The sequence below is a fragment of the Streptococcus sp. D7B5 genome (assembly GCF_029691405.1).
Taxonomy (GTDB): domain Bacteria; phylum Bacillota; class Bacilli; order Lactobacillales; family Streptococcaceae; genus Streptococcus.
This window is the reverse complement of sequence record NZ_CP121467.1, coordinates 1068014-1089351: the sequence shown is the minus strand read 5'-3', so window position 1 is coordinate 1089351 and position 21338 is coordinate 1068014. Positions and strand designations below refer to the sequence as shown.

Below are 21338 nucleotides of genomic sequence, written 5' to 3'. Positions count from 1 at the left end.
ATTTCAGAGAAAATTATGAGAGATTTCATTAAAAAGGTCTCCATTCTGTTTACGATTCTGTTTCTCTCTGTGCCATTAGGATTAGCTAGTTTACGTTTCGGTCGTGGTGCGGCTGATGAAACTGAGGTAATTCGAGTAGGAGATAATACGGAAATTATCCAGAATGGATGTTATCGTAAGATAAAGAAATCGGAGAAGACGCAATGGACAGTTCCACGTAAACCAATTGACTTGGTTATCCTGCAGGATGCCAGTGGATCATTTAGAAAAACGATTCCTAGTGTTAAGAATGCTTTGAAGCGTTTGACAACATATGTGAGTCCAGAACAATACAATGAGAACGATCCTCATCTAGTTAAGACTGGCGACTCTCGGACAACTGACCGCGTTTTCGTAGCTTCTTACCAAGGTTTGGATCAGGTGCGTTACTTTAATAATAACGATTTCAGTGGCAATCCTACAGATACATTTACCGATCCGAATACAACTGGTAAACACTATACCTATGGGAATAGCGGTTTAACAAGCGATCAAAATGAAATTCATAAATTCATTGATAATATTGCAGTTGATGGTGGAACTCCAACTGTTCCAGCCATTCAAGATACGATCGCTCAGTACAACAGTGTCAAAGGGAATATGGAAAACGGTCGTAAGACAGTCTTCCTCCTGGTAACGGATGGAGTAGCCAATGGTTACCGTCTGCCAGGGTCTAACACAGTTGTAATGGATAAGAGCTATACAAGAACGTGGGATATCCATAGTGCTTGGGGAGTAGATAGCTATCCAGAAGCAGCTCAAGATATTACTGGTCGTGCCAATGAGTTGAGAGATGCAGGTAACCAGCTGAAAGCAGCGGTTGGTTCAGAAGGTTCTGTGGTTGTAGGTTTCTGGGAACGTGTTGATAATTTCACTGAACCATATTATCAATATGGTCCAGCTTATCTAAATGGTTTCGGTAACACTATTAATATTGGGGACAACCGTTCAGTTCAAGGAATCTTCCATGATGCTCTTCAATCGATGGCTTCACCAGACAAGGTTGTAAACGGAAAGAACGTTTCCTTCTATGTTAATGAACAAAGCGATATCGATAAGTTCTCAAATCGAATTTTAGAATCGGTAGCTGCAGCGTTGATCAAGGAAGACATCAAGGGTGAGTTCACTGTTACACCTGGATATAAGGTTGATGCTGTTCGAATCAATGGTAAAACAGTTGTTGAAAAAGTCACAGATCCATCAAAACAAATTCGTGGTCGAATCAATCAAGAAGGTGACAATGTCACAATCTATGTACCCGATAGTGTCTTCAACCCTGGAGATAACAATTTTGACTATGATTTGAGTAAGGAGGCTCGTGCTCCTGAAACGAATGAAGAGGATGAAGTTGATCCGCCAGCTGATTACACACCAACGAATGAAACAATTACAGTCCCTGAATTGACTGGTGTCTTCAAGACAGGTGAATTTACAACCCGTAAGATTGGTGGACGTAATGAAGAAGTTGAAGTTCAAAAACTCGAGTACTGTTACCCAAGTGTCACGAAGAGAATTACCGACGCAGATAAGAGTAATGACTTGGGAGAAATTGATGACCCGCTTGGTTTGACAAAGAAAAAAGCCTATTCTGCACAATTGTCAGACAAGGCAGAGGAGTTCACCTATACTCTTGATTACAACTTCAATAACGTAGCCTACGAATTTGAAAAGAACGTCATGTTGACAGACCCACTTGACTACCGTTTGGAAGTGGTTGAAAGTTCAGCTACTGGACCAAATGGAGAAAAATGGACCACTCGTGTAGTTAGTCAAGATGATTCAGAAGGCAACCCTCAAAGTGTCGTGGTTGCGGATGTTCCTGCTAAAGGATCCAACTATAATTACTTGGTATTGAAGAAAGCTCAAATGACCATTAAGGTTCGTTTGAAAGAACAATACCGCAATAATCAATCAAGTAAAGAATTCATGGCTCTCCTTCAGGAAAGTAATGGATTTGGTCTCCTAAACCAAGGGAACATCATGTGGAATGGTGATGACAATCAACCAAACCAAGATGCGCATGCCAAGACAGATACCAAACCAAGTACCATTCGCCGTTCAAATCCAGTTTACGTGAAACCTCCAGTTGTAACAGAAATTACGAAGAAGGTTAATGACAAAGAACATGAAGATTTGAAAGCAGAAGAGGAACTCTTTGAGTACAAGGTGACTGCTCCATGGCCAGGTATTGCGGACAACTTTACGCTGACAGATACAGTTGTTCCAGAGTTAGAAGTTCAAGCAGATAGTTTGAATGTAAAACTCGGTGGAAAAGATAACGCTGATTTGAAAGGTGCGACAACCGTTTCAGGTCAAACCGTTTCGTTGACACTAGACAAAACTAATCTTGAAAAAATCACTCGTAAAGTGAATCGCCGTAAGGTGAAAGACATTCAATATGTAGAATTAACCTTTAAGGCGAAAATCCGTAAAGGTGCTGATCTTTCTAAATACAAGAAAGATGGTCAAGTAAAAGTACCAAATACAGCGGATGTGATCTTGAACGATGTGAAACAAACATCTAACGAAGTAACGGTTACACCACCAAAACCAAAAGAACCTTCTATTAATAAGAAGATTAATGAGAACTTGGATAGCTTCCAAACGTTTGATGGGCAACCATACAACTACAACATTACAACAGCAGTACCAAGTGATGTTGCCAATTACAAGAAATTTGTGATTCGTGATACACTGGATGCTAATTTGGAACTTGCAGGCGACGTAAGTATTAAAGGTTCTGCAGCGGCCCTCTTTGATATCCACACCAATGGCCAAGAGATTACGGCAACGGTGAAGGATGGTCAGTTTGGTGAACTTGCAAAATACTCAACTGTTGAACTAGTCATTCCTGCAAAAGTTAAAAATGGTGTGACAGGTACAACCATTGAAAACAAGGCTTCTATTTCCTTTACAAATGAGAATAATGTAGAGAAAGAAGTTGAATCGAAACCTGTCACCGTAACGCCACCTCCTGTAACGAAGAAGATCAATGAAACCCTTGATCACTTAGATATCGCGACAGGTCAAGCGTATAACTACAACATTAAGACAAAACTTCCAACAGATATTACAGATTACAAGAAATTTGTGATTACAGATACACTTGAAGGAGATTTGTCAGTTATCAATGAAACTTCAAGCAAACCAGTTATCAAAGGAGCAGCTGCAGCCTTCTTCGATGTAACAGTTGAGGGTCAAACCGTGACTGCAACGATGAAGGACTTTGCGAAGGCTACAGACCTTGCTAGTCAAGAAGTGGAATTGATTATTCCGGCTAAGATTAATGATGGAGTGACGCGTATCAACATTCCAAATACTGCGAAGTTCAGCTTCACAGATAAGAACGATCATAGCGGAGAAAAAGAAACGAAACCTGTCACCGTAACCCCTCCATCAGAACCAGGTGTTGATAAGAAAATCAACGAAACACTGACAGAGGCAACAATCGGTGCGGAAACCGACTTTACTTATAATATTAAAGCGAAATTGCCAAATGATATTACAACGTACAAGTCCTTCGTTGTAACGGATACCTTGGATGAGAACTTGACTCCAGGTCAAGCTGAAATCAAGGGAGCTGCAGCGAAATTCTTCGATGTAACAGTTCAAGGTCAAACCGTGACTGCAACGATGAAAGATTTTGCGAATGCGGGTGACTACGGTAACCAAGAAGTAGAGCTCGTGATTCATGCCAAAGTGAAGAAAGGCTCAACTGTTCCATCTATTGAGAACAAAGCTAAGATTACTTACACCAACAAGAATGACCAACAAGGTGAGAAAGAAACCAAGCCGGTCACTGTTACACCACCACCAATCACGAAGAAGGTGAATGGTCAGGAACACGCAGATCTTGGTAAGTTATCAGAAATCTTTACTTATACGATTGACTCAACGGTTCCACATGTGGCAGATACCTTCACCATTTCAGATGATATCGTCAAAGAATTGGCATTTGAAGGAGAAGCAACGGTCACTGTTGATGGCCAAGCTGTTCAAGACCTCACTGTAACAACAGAAGGTCAACGTTTGACGGTCACATTTGGTAAAGAGCAAGTGAAACAATATGCTGGTAAAGCTGTACAAGTTTCATTCAATGCCAAGATTAAAGACGGCATCACTTTCGATGCTCTCTTGACTGCTTATCCAAATGAAGCAAAAGACAAGCCAGTAGTACCAAATACTGCTAGCTACATCATTAATGACAATCCAGATTCTAAGAAAGAATCAAAACCAGTCACTGTCACTCCACCGCCAACAACAACTCCAGAGCTTAAGAAGGAAGTAAACGGAGCAGAACGTTACGATCTTGCAAAACGTAATGAAGAATTTACTTATACTTTGAAAACAACAATGCCTGCCAATGCAACTGTGTTTGAGATGGCAGACGAGTTGAAAGAAGTTCTAGAATTTGTTGGTGAGAATGCTTCAGCTACTGTTAAACTTGATGGTGAGGATGCAGGATCTAAGGCGACAGTAACAATTTCTGGCCAAGTGATCAAAGTTGCCTTTACAGAAGCTTCTGTAAAAGCAGATGCTGGTAAGTCTATTGAAGTGAATTTCAAGGCTAAGATTAGAGATAATGCAAACTTGTCTGCTTATGTAACCAAAGATGGTAAGACTGAAATTCCAAACAAGGCTTCTTACGACATCGATCACAATCCGAAATATCACAAGGACTCTAACGAAGTCCCAGTAACGCCTCCAACACCAGAAGAGCCAGAAATCAAGAAAGATGTGAACGGCAAAGAAGCTGAAACTCTTGACAAACGCGATCAAGTCTTCACTTACAACGTGAAAACAACAGTAGCGCAAGATGCGACAGCCTTCGCGGTAACGGATACACTAGTAGACGTTCTTGAATTCGCAGGAACTTCAAGTGCTAAATTGAATGGTCAAGCGCTTGAGGCTAGCCAAATCAAGGTAGAAGGTCAAACCATTACCTTGACGCTTACAGAAGAACAAGCTAAAACAAGTGCTGGTCAAGTTGTTGAATTAACATTCGACGCGAAGATCAAAGCCGGCGCGAACTTGTCTGCTTACCTATCAGAAGATAAGACTGTGAAAGTTCCTAACAAGGCAGCTTACAAGGCAGATCTTCCAAACAAGCCAGGCTTTACGAAAGACTCTAATGAAGTCCCAGTAACGCCACCAACACCAGAAGAGCCAGAAATCAAGAAAGATGTGAACGGCAAAGAAGCTGAAACTCTTGACAAACGTGACCAAGTCTTCACTTACAACGTGAAAACAACAGTAGCGCAAGATGCGACAGCCTTCTCAGTCACAGATACACTAGTAGACGTTCTTGAATTTGCAGGAACTTCAAGTGCTAAATTGAATGGTCAAGCTCTTGACGCTAGCCAAATCAAGGTAGAAGGTCAAACCATTACCTTGACGCTTACAGAAGAACAAGTCAAAGCCAATGGCGGTCAAGCAGTTGAATTAACATTCGACGCGAAGATAAAAGCTGGTGCGAACTTGTCAGCGTATGTGAAGGAAGACGGTCGTACACAGATTCCGAATAAGGCTTCTTATGACGCAAGCTTCCCGCACAAACCAGGACTGCACAAGGACTCTAACGAAGTCCCAGTAACGCCACCAACACCAGAAGTGCCAGAAATCAAGAAAGATGTGAACGGCAAAGAAGCTGAAACTCTTGACAAACGTGACCAAGTCTTCACTTACAACGTGAAAACAACAGTAGCGCAAGATGCGACAGCCTTCTCAGTCACAGATACACTAGTAGACGTTCTTGAATTCGCAGGAACTTCAAGTGCTAAATTGAATGGTCAAGCTCTTGAGGCTAGCCAAATCAAGGTAGAAGGTCAAACCATTACCTTGACGCTTACAGAAGACCAAGTGAAAGCCAATGGCGGTCAAGCAGTTGAATTAACATTCGACGCGAAGATCAAAGCTGGCGCTAACTTGTCTGCATATGTGAAGGAAGACGGCCGTACACAGATTCCGAATAAGGCTTCTTACGACGCAAGCTTCCCACACAAACCAGGTGTGCACAAGGACTCTAACGAAGTCCCAGTAACACCTCCAACACCAGAAGAGCCAGAAATCAAGAAAGATGTGAACGGCAAGGCAGAAGCAACCCTCGCAAAACGTGATGAAGTCTTCACATACAATGTGAAAACAAGTGTAGCGCAAGATGCGACAGCCTTCAGCGTAACCGATAAGATCGAAGATGTTCTTGAGTTCTCAGGTAAATCAAGTGCGACCTTGAATGGTCAAGCTCTTGATGCAAGCCAAATCAAGGTAGAAGGTCAAACGATTACCTTGACCCTTACAGAAGAACAAGTGAAAGCAAATGGCGGTCAAGCAGTTGAATTAACATTCGACGCGAAGATCAAAGCTGGCGCGAACTTGTCCGCATATGTGAAGGAAGACGGCCGTACACAGATTCCGAATAAGGCTTCTTATGACGCAAGCTTCCCACATAAACCAGGTGTGCACAAGGACTCTAACGAAGTCCCAGTAACACCTCCAACACCAGAAGAGCCAGAAATCAAGAAAGATGTGAACGGTAAGGCAGAAGAAACCCTCGCAAAACGTGATGAAGTCTTCACATACAATGTGAAAACAAGTGTAGCGCAAGATGCGACAGCCTTCGCGGTAACGGATACACTAGTGGATGTTCTTGAGTTCGCAGGAACTTCAAGTGCTAAATTGAATGGTCAAGCTCTTGACGCTAGCCAAATCAAGGTAGAAGGTCAAACCATTACCTTGACTCTTACAGAAGAACAAGCTAAAACAAGTGCTGGTCAAGTTGTTGAATTAACATTCGACGCGAAGATCAAAGCCGGCGCGAACTTGTCTGCTTACCTATCAGAAGATAAGACTGTGAAAGTTCCTAACAAGGCAGCTTACAAGGCAGATCTTCCAAACAAGCCAGGCTTTACGAAAGACTCTAATGAAGTCCCAGTAACGCCACCAACACCAGAAGAGCCAGAAATCAAGAAAGATGTGAACGGCAAAGAAGCTGAAACTCTTGACAAACGTGACCAAGTCTTCACTTACAACGTGAAAACAACAGTAGCGCAAGATGCGACAGCCTTCTCAGTCACAGATACACTAGTAGACGTTCTTGAATTTGCAGGAACTTCAAGTGCTAAATTGAATGGTCAAGCTCTTGACGCTAGCCAAATCAAGGTAGAAGGTCAAACCATTACCTTGACGCTTACAGAAGAACAAGTCAAAGCCAATGGCGGTCAAGCAGTTGAATTAACATTCGACGCTAAGATCAAAGCCGGCGCGAACTTGTCTGCTTACCTATCAGAAGATAAGACTGTGAAAGTTCCTAACAAGGCAGCTTACAAGGCAGATCTTCCAAACAAACCAGGCTTTACGAAAGACTCTAATGAAGTCCCAGTAACGCCACCAACACCAGAAGAACCAGAAATCAAGAAAGATGTGAACGGCAAAGAAGCTGAAACTCTTGACAAACGTGACCAAGTCTTCACTTACAACGTGAAAACAACAGTAGCGCAAGATGCGACAGCCTTCGCGGTAACGGATACACTAGTGGATGTTCTTGAGTTCGCAGGAACTTCAAGTGCTAAATTGAATGGTCAAGCTCTTGACGCTAGCCAAATCAAGGTAGAAGGTCAAACCATTACCTTGACTCTTACAGAAGAACAAGCTAAAACAAGTGCTGGTCAAGTTGTTGAATTAACTTTCGACGCTAAGATCAAAGCGGGTGCTAACTTGTCTGATTATGTAACAGAAGATAAGTCAATCAAGGTTCCGAACAAGGCAGCTTACAAGGTGGATCTTCCAAACAAACCAGGCTTCACTAAGGATTCTAACATAGTTCCAGTAACTCCACCGACTCCAGAAGAGCCAGAAATCAAGAAAGATGTCAACACGAAAGCTGAGGAAACCCTCGCTGATCGTGATCAAGTCTTCACCTACAACGTGAAAACAAGTGTTCCAACAGATGCGACAGCCTTCAGTGTAAGTGATACACTTGAATCTGTTCTTGATTATGCAGGTTCAGCAAACGCGAGCTTGAATGGTCAAGCGCTTGAGGCTAGCCAAATCAAGGTAGACGGTCAAACCATTACCTTGACACTTACAAAAGAGCAAGTGAAAGCAAATGGTGGTCAAGCAGTTGAATTGAGCTTCACTGCGAAGATTAAAGCGGGAGCTGATTTGACTCCATATCTAACAGATCGTGGATTCACTGTTCCAAATACAGCTTCTTATGACGCGAAGTTCCCACACAAACCAGGGCTACACAAAGATTCGAATAAAGTTCCGGTAATCGTTCCAAAAGAACCAGAACCAGAAATTTCTAAGAAGATTAATCGTACCTTGGACCACTTGGATGTGGAATACGACGCACCATACATGTATAATGTCAATACAACTTTGCCAAAAGATATTGATAAGTACAAAGAGTTCACAGTCACAGATACACTCGAACCGGTCTTGGCAATCGCTGATACGCCAGTAGCCTATGTGGATGGTCGTGATGCAAATGGTGCCCTTGAAACAAGTGTTAAGGGAAATACAGTCACTGTGAAAGTGAAAGATTTCGCTCGATTGAAAGGTTTCAAAGAAATCCAATTGTATATTCCAGCTAAACTCAAAGCGAATAGCGATTTGAAAGCTTATAAGGACCAATTGGTACCAAACAAAGCAACTGTCAACTTCAAGGATGCGAATGGTCAATCTGGCAGCAAGGAAACAAAACCAGTAACGGTGAAACCGCGTGACCCAGAAAAACCAACAGATCCAACACCAGGTGAACCTGCTAAGACAGTTGGGCCAGAAGATGGATCTAAACCTGATAAAGACTACCACTTACCAAACGCTTTAGATACCTTCCGCTTCGATATCACTACACCGGTTCCAACAGATCCAGTAGATGAAAACGGAAATGCTAAGAAGGATCAATATGGTCGTCTTATCAAGACAGACTTGACTAGCTTTACGATCACTGATAAAATCGATTCAGTCTTGAAAGTCAACAAAGACCGTATCGCTCTTAAAGTTGAAAATGCTCAGTTTGACAAGATCAAAGCAACTCTTCAAGCTCAACTTGAACAGTCTGAGAAAGAACTCAAAGCTTTGACAGGCAAGTCAACAGAAGAGACTTCAACAGAGACAGGTAAGAAGGAAGAACTCAAGGCAGCGGAAGCTAAAGTAGCTGAATTGAAAGCGAAGTTGGAAGCAGCTAAGGCAGCGCAGCCAGCTAAACCAGCTGAAACTACAACTCCAGCAACAGCTGCTGAAGAAACAACTCCAGCTACATCTGATTCTTCTGCATCAGAAGATAAGAAACCTGCAACTAGCGAGCCAAGTCAAGATCTTGCAAGCTTGGAAGCAGAGTTGAAAGCAGCTGAAGAAAACTTGGCTAAACTTCAAGCACCAGCTGAAAAAGAATCAGAATTGGCACCAGCTGATAAGAAACAACAACAAGAGAAACTTGAAAATGAAATCAAGAAACTAAAAGAAGCTCAAACCAAGCTTCAAGCAGCTATTGATAAATTGTCTAAAGTTTCAAATGACCGCGGTGAATTAGTAGGTAAAGATTTAGAAGCAATTGCTACTGTTACTTACGATGAAACTAGCAATGTTGTGACTTTTGAAATCAGCGATAAGGATGTTCTTGAAGCCTTGAAGGGAAGTACCGTACGTCTTGTACTTTACACTAACTTCAAAGAAGGAACAGATTTTACAAAATTCACTGGTGGTGTACCAAATACAGCTGAAGTAAGCTTTAACCATAATCCAAAGCCAAAAACTACCAACAAAGTTGTGGTGTTCCCACCAACACCACCAACACCAGAAAAACCACAAACTCCGCCACCAGGTGGAACCGTTCCTCCAGCAGAACCTAAGAAAACATTGCCAAATACAGGTTCTGAAGGATCTTCAATCTTTGGAGTACTTGCAGCCCTAGCTCTAGGACTTGCTGGACTTCTATTTTGGAAGCGTAAAGCTGAACGTTAGTATCATATAGTAAGAGGAGAGTAGAAAATTTTACTCTTCTCCTTACTGTATATTGAAAGTGTTAAGGAAAGAATAATGAGTAGAAAAAAATTATTAAAGTTAGGAATTTCTATACTTGCTTTAAATGCACTTGGAGTAGCAACTTATCATGTAGCTCCCGACTTGTATCAAATTCCAACAGTGCATGCGGAAGAGACACCAGCGGAAGATGAAGAAATTCCAGATGGCCAAGAGCGAAGTATTGCAAATACTTTCAAAAGAATGCTTGATAGTATAGAATCTTCAATTAAGGATTTTACAAATAGTCCAGATGAGGATAATAAAGAACTCCTAGAGGGTGATGTAGAAGAAGCAAAGAATTTTTTTGAGACTGCAAAGAAGGCAATGAAGAGTCCAGAAGGTCAAAAAAGTTTTGCGGCGCTTGAAGCTCGCTACAATTCTTTAAAAGCTAAGGCTGAGGCACTTCTCACTGGGGGAGATTTAAAAGAAGAACATCAAGAAGTCACAACTACTGAGGAGATTCCTTACCCATCTCGGACAGAAAACAATGCAGACCTCGCTGAAGGTACTCGAAAGGTAAAACAAGCGGGAGAAAAAGGTCAGAAGAAAGTTGTTTGGGATGTTACTTTGGTAAATGGCGTTGAGAAAAAACGTGATAGAAAGAACCAAACAGTAATTAAAGAACCAGTAGAAGAAATCATCGAAGTTGGAACTAAGAAAACAGGTGTTGAAACCAAAGAAACAGTGACTGTGGAGGAAAAAGTTGCTTTCAAAGAAGAAACGAAAGTAGATCCAGCACTGGATAAAGGTCAAACGCGTGTTGAAGAAGGTGAAGAAGGTATCGATGAAGTCACTTATGAAGTGACAAAAGTGGATGGTGTTGAAAAATCTCGTAAAGAAGTTTCACGCAAGACTAAGAAAGCTGCAAAAAACAAGGTTACCTATACAGGTGCGAAAGCAGTTGTAACTACTAAGGAAGTAACTAAAACTGAAGAAGTTGCCTTTCAGACTCGTGAGGTTGAAAATGCACTCTTAGCTGAAGGTGTTCGCCGAGTGAAAACAGCTGGCCAAAAAGGTGTTCGTACGATTGTTGAAACTGTCACTTACACAGACGGAGTAGAAACAGGTCGTGTTGAGAAATCCAACACAATCACCACTCCAGCAGTAGATGAGATCGTTGAAGTAGGAACTAAGAAATTAGTAGCTCCAGTAGTTACAACGAAGGAAGAAACAAAGACAGAAGAAGTTGCCTTCCAAACTAAGGAAGTCACAAATTCTGAACTTCCAGAAGGAACTCGTGTAGTAAAAGCTGCTGGTAAGAAGGGTGTTCGTACCATTGTTGAAACTGTCACTTACACAGACGGCGTTGAAACAGGTCGTGTTGAGAAATCCAACACAATCACCACTCCAGCAGTAGATGAGATCGTTGAAGTAGGAACTAAGAAATTAGTAGCTCCAGTAGTTACAACGAAGGAAGAAACAAAGATAGAAGAAGTTGCCTTCCAAACTAAGGAAGTCACAAATTCTGAACTTCCAGAAGGAACTCGTGTAGTAAAAGCTGCTGGTAAGAAGGGTGTTCGCACCATTGTTTACACAGTTACCTACACAGACGGCGTTGAAACAGGCCGCGAGGTGAAATCAAATACAATCACTACTCCAGCAGTAGACGAAGTTGTCGAAGTTGGAACTAAGAAAGCAGCGGTTGTAACGACTAAGGAAGAGACTAAGACAGAAGAAGTTGCTTTCCAAACTAAGGAAGTAACAAATCCAGATCTTCCAGAAGGAAGTCGTCAAGTGAAGACAGCTGGTAAGAAAGGTGTTCGCACCATTGTTTATACAGTGACTTACACAGATGGCGTTGAAACAGGTCGAGTTGAGAAATCAAACACAATCACTACTCCAGCAGTAGACGAGATTGTCGAAATTGGAACTAAGAAAGTAGTAGCCCCAGTTGTAACGACTAAGGAAGAAACCAAGACAGAAGAAGTTGCTTTCCAAGTCAAAGAAGTGCAGAACGCAGACCTTCCAGAAGGCAGTCGTCAAGTGAAAGCTGCTGGTAAGAAGGGTGTTCGCACCATTGTTTATACAGTGACTTACACAGATGGCGTTGAAACAGGTCGTGTTGAGAAATCAAACACAATCACTACTCCAGCAGTAGATGAGATTGTTGAAGTTGGAACTAAGAAAGTAGCTTCTACAACAACCAACGGTAATAAGAATGATACTGCAACAACAGGGAACCAATCTGGAAGCACTAAGAAAGAAGAAACTGCAAGCCAAGATAAGAAAGTTCTACCAAGCACAGGTACAGCTTCTACCAGTCTTCTTTCAATGATTGGTTTATTTATCGCCGGTCTAGTCGGCTTTGTCGTTCGTAAGAAAGACTAAGGCTCTCTAATTGTACAAAAGCATCTTTGTACGAGAAATACTAAAAAGAACCCAGAATTTATTCTTGGGTTCTTTTTTATAAAAAATTAAATATATTAATGTTTATGTGTAGTTTGAGTACGTTATGAAACTCATGGAGTGATAATAGGTTCAACAATAAAACAGCTATTTACATAGTGTAAACGCCTGTTCTGAAACTTTGATATTTTAATTATTCTCACCGAAAATTGACAATCTGGAAATACAAAAAAGTAAATATTTTTTTATATCTGCTTTCAATTTCCCTTTCTTTGTGTTAGAATGAGATGAATATTTCTTTTGAAATGATCAAATAATCATTTTTAGTTTTGGAGGTACATTATGAAATGGAAATATCGCATGAGAATGCCTTTTTCTACTATTTTCAGTAGAAAAAAACAGGCTTTTCTCGGACTAGTCGTTTTACTTTTTTCTATTTTTCTTCTTCCGCTTCAATCTTATGCGGCTTTAGAAGAAATAAAAAATGGAACGGATATCTCAACCTTGGATATTCGTAAGTTTAATTTGAACATCAACAATTTTAGTGTTTTATCTAAATCACAGGCTGTTGATCAGTTTCATTTATCGAATCCCCACTATGAATATCTCTGGGGTGGTGCCTATCCAGGCGAGATGGAGAACTTTACTCTTAAAGTAGATAAAAGTAAAAAGCAGGATCAAGTTTTTGAAAATCCTCTTTCTCTAAAATTCACAAATATTGGGACAGTTAATGGTAAGCAAGTAGATGCTTACTTAAAATTCAATAAGGTAACTCTTCACTATCTAAACACTGCTCAAGCAGAGTCTGAAATGAATAGTACTCAAAAATCTACTGTTGAATTTTTCTCAATTTCTGAATTATGGGAAAGTAGTGCTTTTGAAATTGGTAATGTTCCTTACGTAGATGCGAATCATGACTACATCATGAATAAAGCATTTTGGATTGATGCTGATGTAACAGCCGAGTTGAGTTATGCAGATGGTTCAGAGACAGATTTGAAGTTGGTCATGAAACCAACGGATATCGATGCAATGGATGCAAACAACTTGAAGGAAACCTTCTATATTAAAGGTTATCAAAATGATGTTAATCTTCGTCTGATGAACAATGCCAATGTTTTGAAACAGGAAGACCAAGGAGAACGAACTGCTTGGATTGCGACTCAGATTACAAGTGGTAGCTATTCTGAGAACAATATCTCTGGTTTCGCCCTTCGATCGAATAGTAATAGGATGAATTTTGCTTATTCATCAACAGAGGTTGCTTCGGCCGTCTTTGGTCTATATGTTGAAAAACTTGATCCGAGCCCTGTTCTAGAAGTTGATCCTACAGAGATTCCAGCTAAAGAGGGGCAGGATGTAACTTATAAGGCTACCTTTAAAATTCCGGTTCCAGGTAAAGATCTTTTAGCAGCGCCTTCATCTATCGAAATGGTTCAGAATTTTGATGAGCGCCTTGATTATCAAGGACTTAAAGTGGAATCAGGTGGAGTGACTCTACAGGAAGGGCGTGATTATACTATTGAAAAGAATGGTCAAACTGTTACTGTTAAAATGACACCTGAATACATAAAAGCAAATTCTTCTGCTGAAATCATTGTAACTTATAATACTACTACAAACAAAAAAGTGGAAGAAAAGGGACCTGAAAAAATTAACAACACTGTAACCTTGCATGTTGATAACTTATCAGCTCCTTCTAATCAGGTGAGCACTGCTCTTCTTTACGAAAAACACCATGAATTTGTCAGTGGAACGCCAGGTAAAGAGTTGCCACAAGAAGTGAAAGATTTGCTTCCAGCAACAGAAAAGAACTTGTCTAATGGTAGTCAAGCGACTCCGACTCAACCAAGCCAAACAGAAGTGAAGACGTCAGAAGGTACATGGAGCTTTAAGTCCTATGACAAGACTTCAGAAACCATCAATGGAGCGGACGCACACTTTGTCGGTACTTGGGAATTCACCCCAGCTCCAACTTACAAGGCAACACACGAATTTGTCAGTGGAACTCCAGGTAAAGAACTTCCGCAAGAAGTGAAAACCTTGCTTCCAGCAGACCAAACAGACTTGAAGGATGGAAGCCAAGCGACTCCAACGCAACCAAGTCAAACAGAAGTGAAGACGTCAGAAGGCACATGGAGCTTCAAGTCCTATGACAAGGCATCAGAAACCATCAATGGAGCGGATGCCCACTTTGTCGGTACTTGGGAATTCACCCCAGCACCAACTTACAAGGCAACACATGAATTTGTAAGCGGAACGCCAGGAAAAGAACTTCCACAAGAAGTGAAAACCTTGCTTCCGTCAGACCAAACAGACTTGAAAGACGGTAGTCAAGCGACTCCGACTCAACCAAGCCAAACAGAAGTGAAGACGTCAGAAGGTACATGGAGCTTTAAGTCCTATGACAAGACTTCAGAAACCATCAATGGAGCGGACGCACACTTTGTCGGTACTTGGGAATTCACCCCAGCTCCAACTTACAAGGCAACACACGAATTTGTCAGTGGAACTCCAGGTAAAGAACTTCCGCAAGAAGTGAAAACCTTGCTTCCAGCAGACCAAACAAACTTGAAAGATGGCAGCCAAGCAACACCAACACAACCAAGTCAAACAGAAGTGAAGACGGCAGAAGGTACGTGGAGCTTCAAGTCCTATGACAAGGCATCAGAAACCATCAATGGAGCGGATGCCCACTTTGTCGGTACTTGGGAATTCACCCCAGCACCAACTTACAAGGCAACACATGAATTTGTAAGCGGAACGCCAGGAAAAGAACTTCCACAAGAAGTGAAAACCTTGCTTCCGTCAGACCAAACAGACTTGAAAGACGGTAGTCAAGCGACTCCGACTCAACCAAGCCAAACAGAAGTGAAGACGTCAGAAGGTACATGGAGCTTTAAGTCCTATGACAAGACTTCAGAAACCATCAATGGAGCGGACGCACACTTTGTCGGTACTTGGGAATTCACCCCAGCTCCAACTTACAAGGCAACACACGAATTTGTCAGTGGAACTCCAGGTAAAGAACTTCCGCAAGAAGTGAAAACCTTGCTTCCAGCAGACCAAACAAACTTGAAAGATGGCAGCCAAGCAACACCAACACAACCAAGTCAAACAGAAGTGAAGACGGCAGAAGGTACGTGGAGCTTCAAGTCCTATGACAAGGCATCAGAAACCATCAATGGAGCGGATGCCCACTTTATCGGTACTTGGGAATTTACCCCAGCACCAACTTACAAGGCAACACATGAATTTGTCAGCGGAACGTCAGGAAAAGAACTTCCGCAAGAAGTGAAATCCTTGCTTCCATCAGACCAAACAGAATTGAAAGACGGTAGTCAAGCGACTCCGACTCAACCAAGTCAAACAGAAGTGAAGACCGCAGAAGGTACATGGAGCTTCAAGTCCTATGACAAAGCATCAGAAACCATCAATGGAGCGGATGCCCACTTCGTCGGTACCTGGGAATTCACTCCAGCGCCAACAGTGACTCATAAGGCAACTCACGAATTTGTCAGCGGAACTCCGGGTAAAGAGCTTCCACAAGAAGTGAAGGCCCTTCTTCCAGCAGACCAAACAAACTTGAAAGATGGCAGCCAAGCAACACCAACACAACCAAGTCAAACAGAAGTGAAGACGGCAGAAGGTACGTGGAGCTTCAAGTCCTATGACAAGGCATCAGAAACCATCAATGGAGCGGATGCCCACTTTATCGGTACTTGGGAATTTACCCCAGCACCAACAGTGACTCATAAAGCAGTTCACGAGTTTGTCAGCGGAACTCCAGGTAAAGAACTTCCACAAGAAGTGAAAACCTTGCTTCCAGCAGATCAAACAGACTTGAAGGACGGCAGCCAAGCAACACCAACACAACCAAGTCAAACAGAAGTTAAGACCTCGGAAGGTACATGGAGCTTCAAGTCCTATGACAAGACTTCAGAGACTGTCAACGGTTCAGATGTTAAGTTTGTAGGGACATGGGAATTTACAGCAAGCCCAGTTCCAACACTGACTCATAAAGCAGTTCACGAGTTTGTCAGCGGAACTCCAGGTAAAGAACTTCCACAAGAAGTGAAAGCCTTGCTTCCAGCAGACCAAACAGACTTGAAAGACGGTAGCCAAGCGATTCCGACGCAACCAAGTCAAACAGAAGTTAAGACAGCAGAAGGCACATGGAGCTTCAAGTCCTACGATAAGACATCGGAAACAATTAATGGATCAGATGTTAAGTTTATAGGGACATGGGAATTTACAGCAACTCCAGTTCCAACAGTGACTCATAAAGCAGTTCACGAGTTTGTCAGCGGAACTCCAGGTAAAGAACTTCCACAAGAAGTGAAATCTCTTCTTCCGGCAGACCAAACAAACTTGAAAGATGGCAGTCAAGCAACGCCAACGCAACCAAGTCAAACAGAAGTTAAGACAGCAGAAGGTACCTGGAGCTTCAAGTCCTACGATAAAACATCGGAAACAATTAATGGATCAGATGTTAAGTTTATAGGTACATGGGAATTTACAGCAACTCCAGTTCCAACAGTGACTCATAAAGCAGTTCACGAGTTTGTTAGCGGAACTCCAGGCAAAGAACTTCCACAAGAAGTGAAAGCCTTGCTTCCAGCAGACCAAACAAACTTGAAAGATGGCAGTCAAGCAACGCCAACGCAACCAAGTCAAACAGAGGTTAAGACAGCAGAAGGCACATGGAGCTTCAAGTCTTATGACAAGACATCTGAAATCATCAATGGAGCAGACGCACACTTCGTAGGCACCTGGGAATTCACTCCGGCCCCAATTAAAGATTCTGGAAATAATAGTCAACCAGAAGAAGGAAGTAGTCAAAAGCAGAACTTGTTACCAAACACGGGTTCAGCAGTATCTGGTCTTCTTTCAATCATTGGTCTTGCCTTTGCAAGCCTAGCCGCTTTTATCCTTCGCAAGAAAGATTAAGCTACTCTTAGGAAATAACAAAATGACTTCTTAATTCCTGAGCCTAAGAAGAGAGAACGAGAAATCGTTCTCTCTTTTTCGTTTTATACACTTGTTTAATTTCTTATCTAATCTATGGTTTTTCAGACTTAAAAGGAAATGCCAAGTATATGAGAAGTAAGATTCTAGGTCTTCAGACTGATTTTTAGCACTCTTGGCAAAAGAGTGCTAAATTTTTGAGTTTTTGTCTTGACATTCTCTTCTAAGGGTGTATAATAGAATCATGAATTAGCACTTGGATGTATCGAGTGCTAATCGATTGGACGGAGAGGAGTGATGAGATGGTTACAGAGCGTCAGCAGGATATTTTAAATCTGATTATTGACATCTTTACCAAAACGCACGAACCTGTCGGATCCAAGGCGCTACAAGAGTCTATTAATTCTAGTAGTGCTACCATTCGTAATGACATGGCAGCTCTAGAGAAGCAGGGTTTGCTTGAGAAGGCTCATACCTCAAGCGGTCGGATGCCAAGTGTTGCTGGTTTTCAGTACTATGTGAAACACTCACTGGATTTTGACCGACTGGCTGAAAATGAGGTATATGAGATTGTCAAAGCCTTTGATCAGGAATTCTTCAAATTGGAGGATATTCTGCAAGAGGCTGCTAATCTACTGACAGACCTGAGCGGCTGTACAGTAGTGGCGCTGGATGTTGAGCCGAGCAGGCAACGGTTGACAGCCTTTGATATCGTTGTTTTGGGACAACATACCGCCTTGGCAGTATTTACCCTAGACGAGTCCCGAACGGTTACCAGTCAATTTCTGATTCCAAGGAACTTCTTGCAGGAAGATTTGCTGAAACTGAAAAGCATCATTCAGGAACGTTTCCTCAGTCACACTGTTCTGGACATTCATTACAAGATTCGGACGGAGATTCCGCAGATTATCCAGCGTTACTTTACAACAACGGACAATGTCATGGATCTCTTTGAACACATTTTTAAAGAAATGTTCAACGAAAACATTGTGGTGTCGGGCAAAGTCAATCTCTTGAATTTTGCCAATCTAGCAGCCTATCAGTTCTTTGACCAACCGCAAAAAGTGGCTCTGGAGATTCGTGAGGGTCTGCATGAAGATCAAATGCAAAATGTCCGTGTTGCGGACAGTCAGGAATCCTGTCTAGCTGACTTGGCGGTGATTAGTAGCAAGTTCCTTATTCCTTATCGAGGTTTTGGAATTTTGGCGATTATCGGTCCAGTCAACCTGGATTACCAGCAATTGGTCAACCAAGTCAATGTGGTCAATCGTGTTTTGACGATGAAGTTGACAGATTTTTATCGCTACCTCAGCAGCAATCATTACGAAGTAAATTAATTTTGAAATCAATAAAGGAGGCGAAAATGGCCCAAGATAAAAAAAACGAAGAAATGAAAGAAGAGGAAGTTGTGGAAACAACTGAAGAAACAACTCCTGAGAAGTCTGAGTTGGACTTGGCAAATGAACGTGCGGATGAGTTCGAAAACAAATACCTTCGCGCTCATGCAGAAATGCAAAATATCCAACGCCGTGCCAACGAAGAGCGTCAAAACTTGCAACGTTATCGTAGCCAAGACCTGGCAAAAGCAATCTTACCATCGCTCGACAACTTAGAACGTGCACTAGCCGTTGAAGGTTTGACAGACGATGTCAAAAAAGGATTGGAGATGGTGCAAGAGAGCTTAATTCACGCTTTGAAAGAAGAAGGAATCGAAGAAATCGCAGCTGACGGTGAATTTGACCATAACTACCATATGGCCATCCAAACTCTCCCAGCAGACGATGAACACCCAGCAGATACCATCGCCCAAGTCTTCCAAAAAGGCTACAAACTCCATGACCGCATCCTACGCCCAGCCATGGTAGTAGTTTATAACTAGGCTAGAGAACTTAAAAACCTGTCCGAAACGACAATAAACTATGAAAGAAAGATAAGAAACGGTTCGGCTTTACCAATAGTGAGCGTAGCGAACCAAAGGCGATACTCTTCGCCGTGGCGATATTTTCGCAAACTTTGAGACCTGAGGCTCAAAGTTTAGTCAAAGAGATTGACGAAGTCAAGCTCTGACGGCGTCGCCACTTAAGAAGAGTATCAAAAAGAAAAAAGAATATAAAATTTAAGGAGAAAAACACATGTCTAAAATTATCGGTATTGACTTAGGTACAACAAACTCAGCAGTTGCAGTTCTTGAAGGAACTGAAAGCAAAATCATCGCAAACCCAGAAGGTAACCGTACAACTCCATCTGTAGTATCATTCAAAAACGGAGAAATCATCGTTGGTGATGCTGCAAAACGTCAAGCAGTAACAAACCCAGATACTGTTATCTCTATCAAATCTAAGATGGGAACTTCTGAAAAAGTTTCTGCAAATGGAAAAGAATACACTCCACAAGAAATCTCAGCTATGATTCTTCAATACTTGAAAGGTTACGCTGAAGAGTACCTTGGTGAAAAAGTAACCAAAGCAGTTATCACAGTTCCAGCTTACTTCAACGATGCTCAACGTCAAGCAACTAAAGACGCTGGTAAAATCGCTGGTCTTGAAGTAGAACGTATCGTCAACGAACCAACTGCAGCAGCTCTTGCTTACGGTTTGGACAAGACTGACAAAGAAGAAAAAATCTTGGTATTCGACCTTGGTGGTGGTACATTTGACGTATCTATCCTTGAATTGGGTGACGGTGTCTTCGATGTATTGTCAACTGCAGGGGACAACAAACTCGGTGGTGACGACTTTGACCAAAAAATTATCGATCACTTAGTAGCAGAATTCAAGAAAGAAAACGGTATTGACTTGTCTACTGACAAGATGGCAATGCAACGTTTGAAAGATGCGGCTGAAAAAGCTAAGAAAGACCTTTCTGGTGTAACTTCAACACAAATCAGCTTGCCATTCATCACTGCAGGTGAGGCTGGACCTCTTCACTTGGAAATGACTTTGACTCGTGCGAAATTTGATGATTTGACTCGTGACCTTGTAGAACGTACAAAAGTTCCAGTTCGTCAAGCCCTTTCAGATGCAGGTTTGAGCTTGTCAGAAATCGACGAAGTCATCCTCGTTGGTGGTTCAACTCGTATCCCAGCCGTTGTAGAAGCTGTGAAAGCTGAAACTGGTAAAGAACCAAACAAATCAGTGAACCCTGACGAAGTGGTTGCTATGGGTGCGGCCATCCAAGGTGGTGTGATTACTGGTGATGTGAAAGACGTTGTCCTTCTTGATGTAACGCCATTGTCACTTGGTATCGAAACAATGGGTGGCGTCTTCACAAAACTTATCGATCGCAACACTACGATTCCAACATCTAAATCACAAGTCTTCTCAACTGCAGCAGACAACCAACCAGCCGTTGATATCCACGTTCTTCAAGGTGAACGCCCAATGGCAGCAGATAACAAGACTCTTGGACGCTTCCAATTGACAGATATTCCAGCTGCACCTCGTGGTATTCCACAAATCGAAGTAACATTTGACATCGATAAGAACGGTATCGTATCTGTTAAGGCCAAAGATCTTGGAACTCAAAAAGAACAAACCATTGTTATCCAATCTAACTCAGGTTTGACAGACGAAGAAATCGACCGCATGATGAAGGATGCTGAAGCGAATGCTGAAGCAGATAAAAAACGTAAAGAAGAAGTAGACCTTCGTAACGAAGTAGACCAAGCTATCTTTGCGACTGAAAAGACAATCAAAGAAACTGAAGGCAAAGGCTTCGATGCAGAACGTGATGCTGCACAAGCTGCCCTTGATGAGCTTAAGAAAGCCCAAGAAGACAACAACTTGGACGAAATGAAAGCAAAACTTGAAGCTTTGAACGAAAAAGCTCAAGGACTTGCTGTTAAACTTTACGAACAAGCCGCAGCAGCACAACAAGCTCAAGCAGGAGCAGAAGGCGCACAAGCAACAGGAAACGCAGGCGATGACGTCGTAGACGGAGAGTTTACGGAAAAATAAGAT

General features: G+C 42.0%; 6 protein-coding genes. All 6 read left to right on the top strand.

All coding sequences use genetic code 11. The features are described 5' to 3' along the window. Positions 1-15 precede the first annotated feature (15 nt). Positions 16-10005 (top strand): isopeptide-forming domain-containing fimbrial protein, encoded by a 9990-nt coding sequence (locus P8P68_RS05300; RefSeq protein WP_278275720.1) that lies wholly within the window; start codon positions 16-18, stop codon positions 10003-10005. Positions 10006-10080: 75 nt separating this feature from the next. After that, a complete protein-coding gene (locus P8P68_RS05295; RefSeq protein ID WP_278275719.1) occupies positions 10081-12393 on the top strand; it encodes a G5 domain-containing protein in 2313 nt (770 codons plus the stop codon). A gap of 360 nt (positions 12394-12753) precedes the next feature. Then, complete coding sequence (locus tag P8P68_RS05290) at positions 12754-17361, top strand: LPXTG-anchored SHIRT domain periscope protein (protein ID WP_278275718.1); 4608 nt, start codon at positions 12754-12756, stop codon at positions 17359-17361. Positions 17362-17681: 320 nt separating this feature from the next. Continuing rightward, positions 17682-18716: a heat-inducible transcriptional repressor HrcA gene (gene hrcA, locus P8P68_RS05285; RefSeq protein ID WP_247924448.1), complete on the top strand. Its 1035-nt coding sequence runs from the start codon at positions 17682-17684 to the stop codon at positions 18714-18716. Between the two features lie 26 nt (positions 18717-18742). Continuing rightward, the gene (grpE, locus tag P8P68_RS05280) at positions 18743-19258 is read left to right on the top strand and encodes a nucleotide exchange factor GrpE (RefSeq protein WP_000046057.1); all 516 of its coding nucleotides are present in this window, start codon (positions 18743-18745) and stop codon (positions 19256-19258) included. 253 nt (positions 19259-19511) lie between these two features. Next, the gene (gene dnaK / locus P8P68_RS05275; RefSeq protein WP_042902036.1) at positions 19512-21335 is read left to right on the top strand and encodes a molecular chaperone DnaK; all 1824 of its coding nucleotides are present in this window, start codon (positions 19512-19514) and stop codon (positions 21333-21335) included. Positions 21336-21338 lie beyond the last annotated feature (3 nt).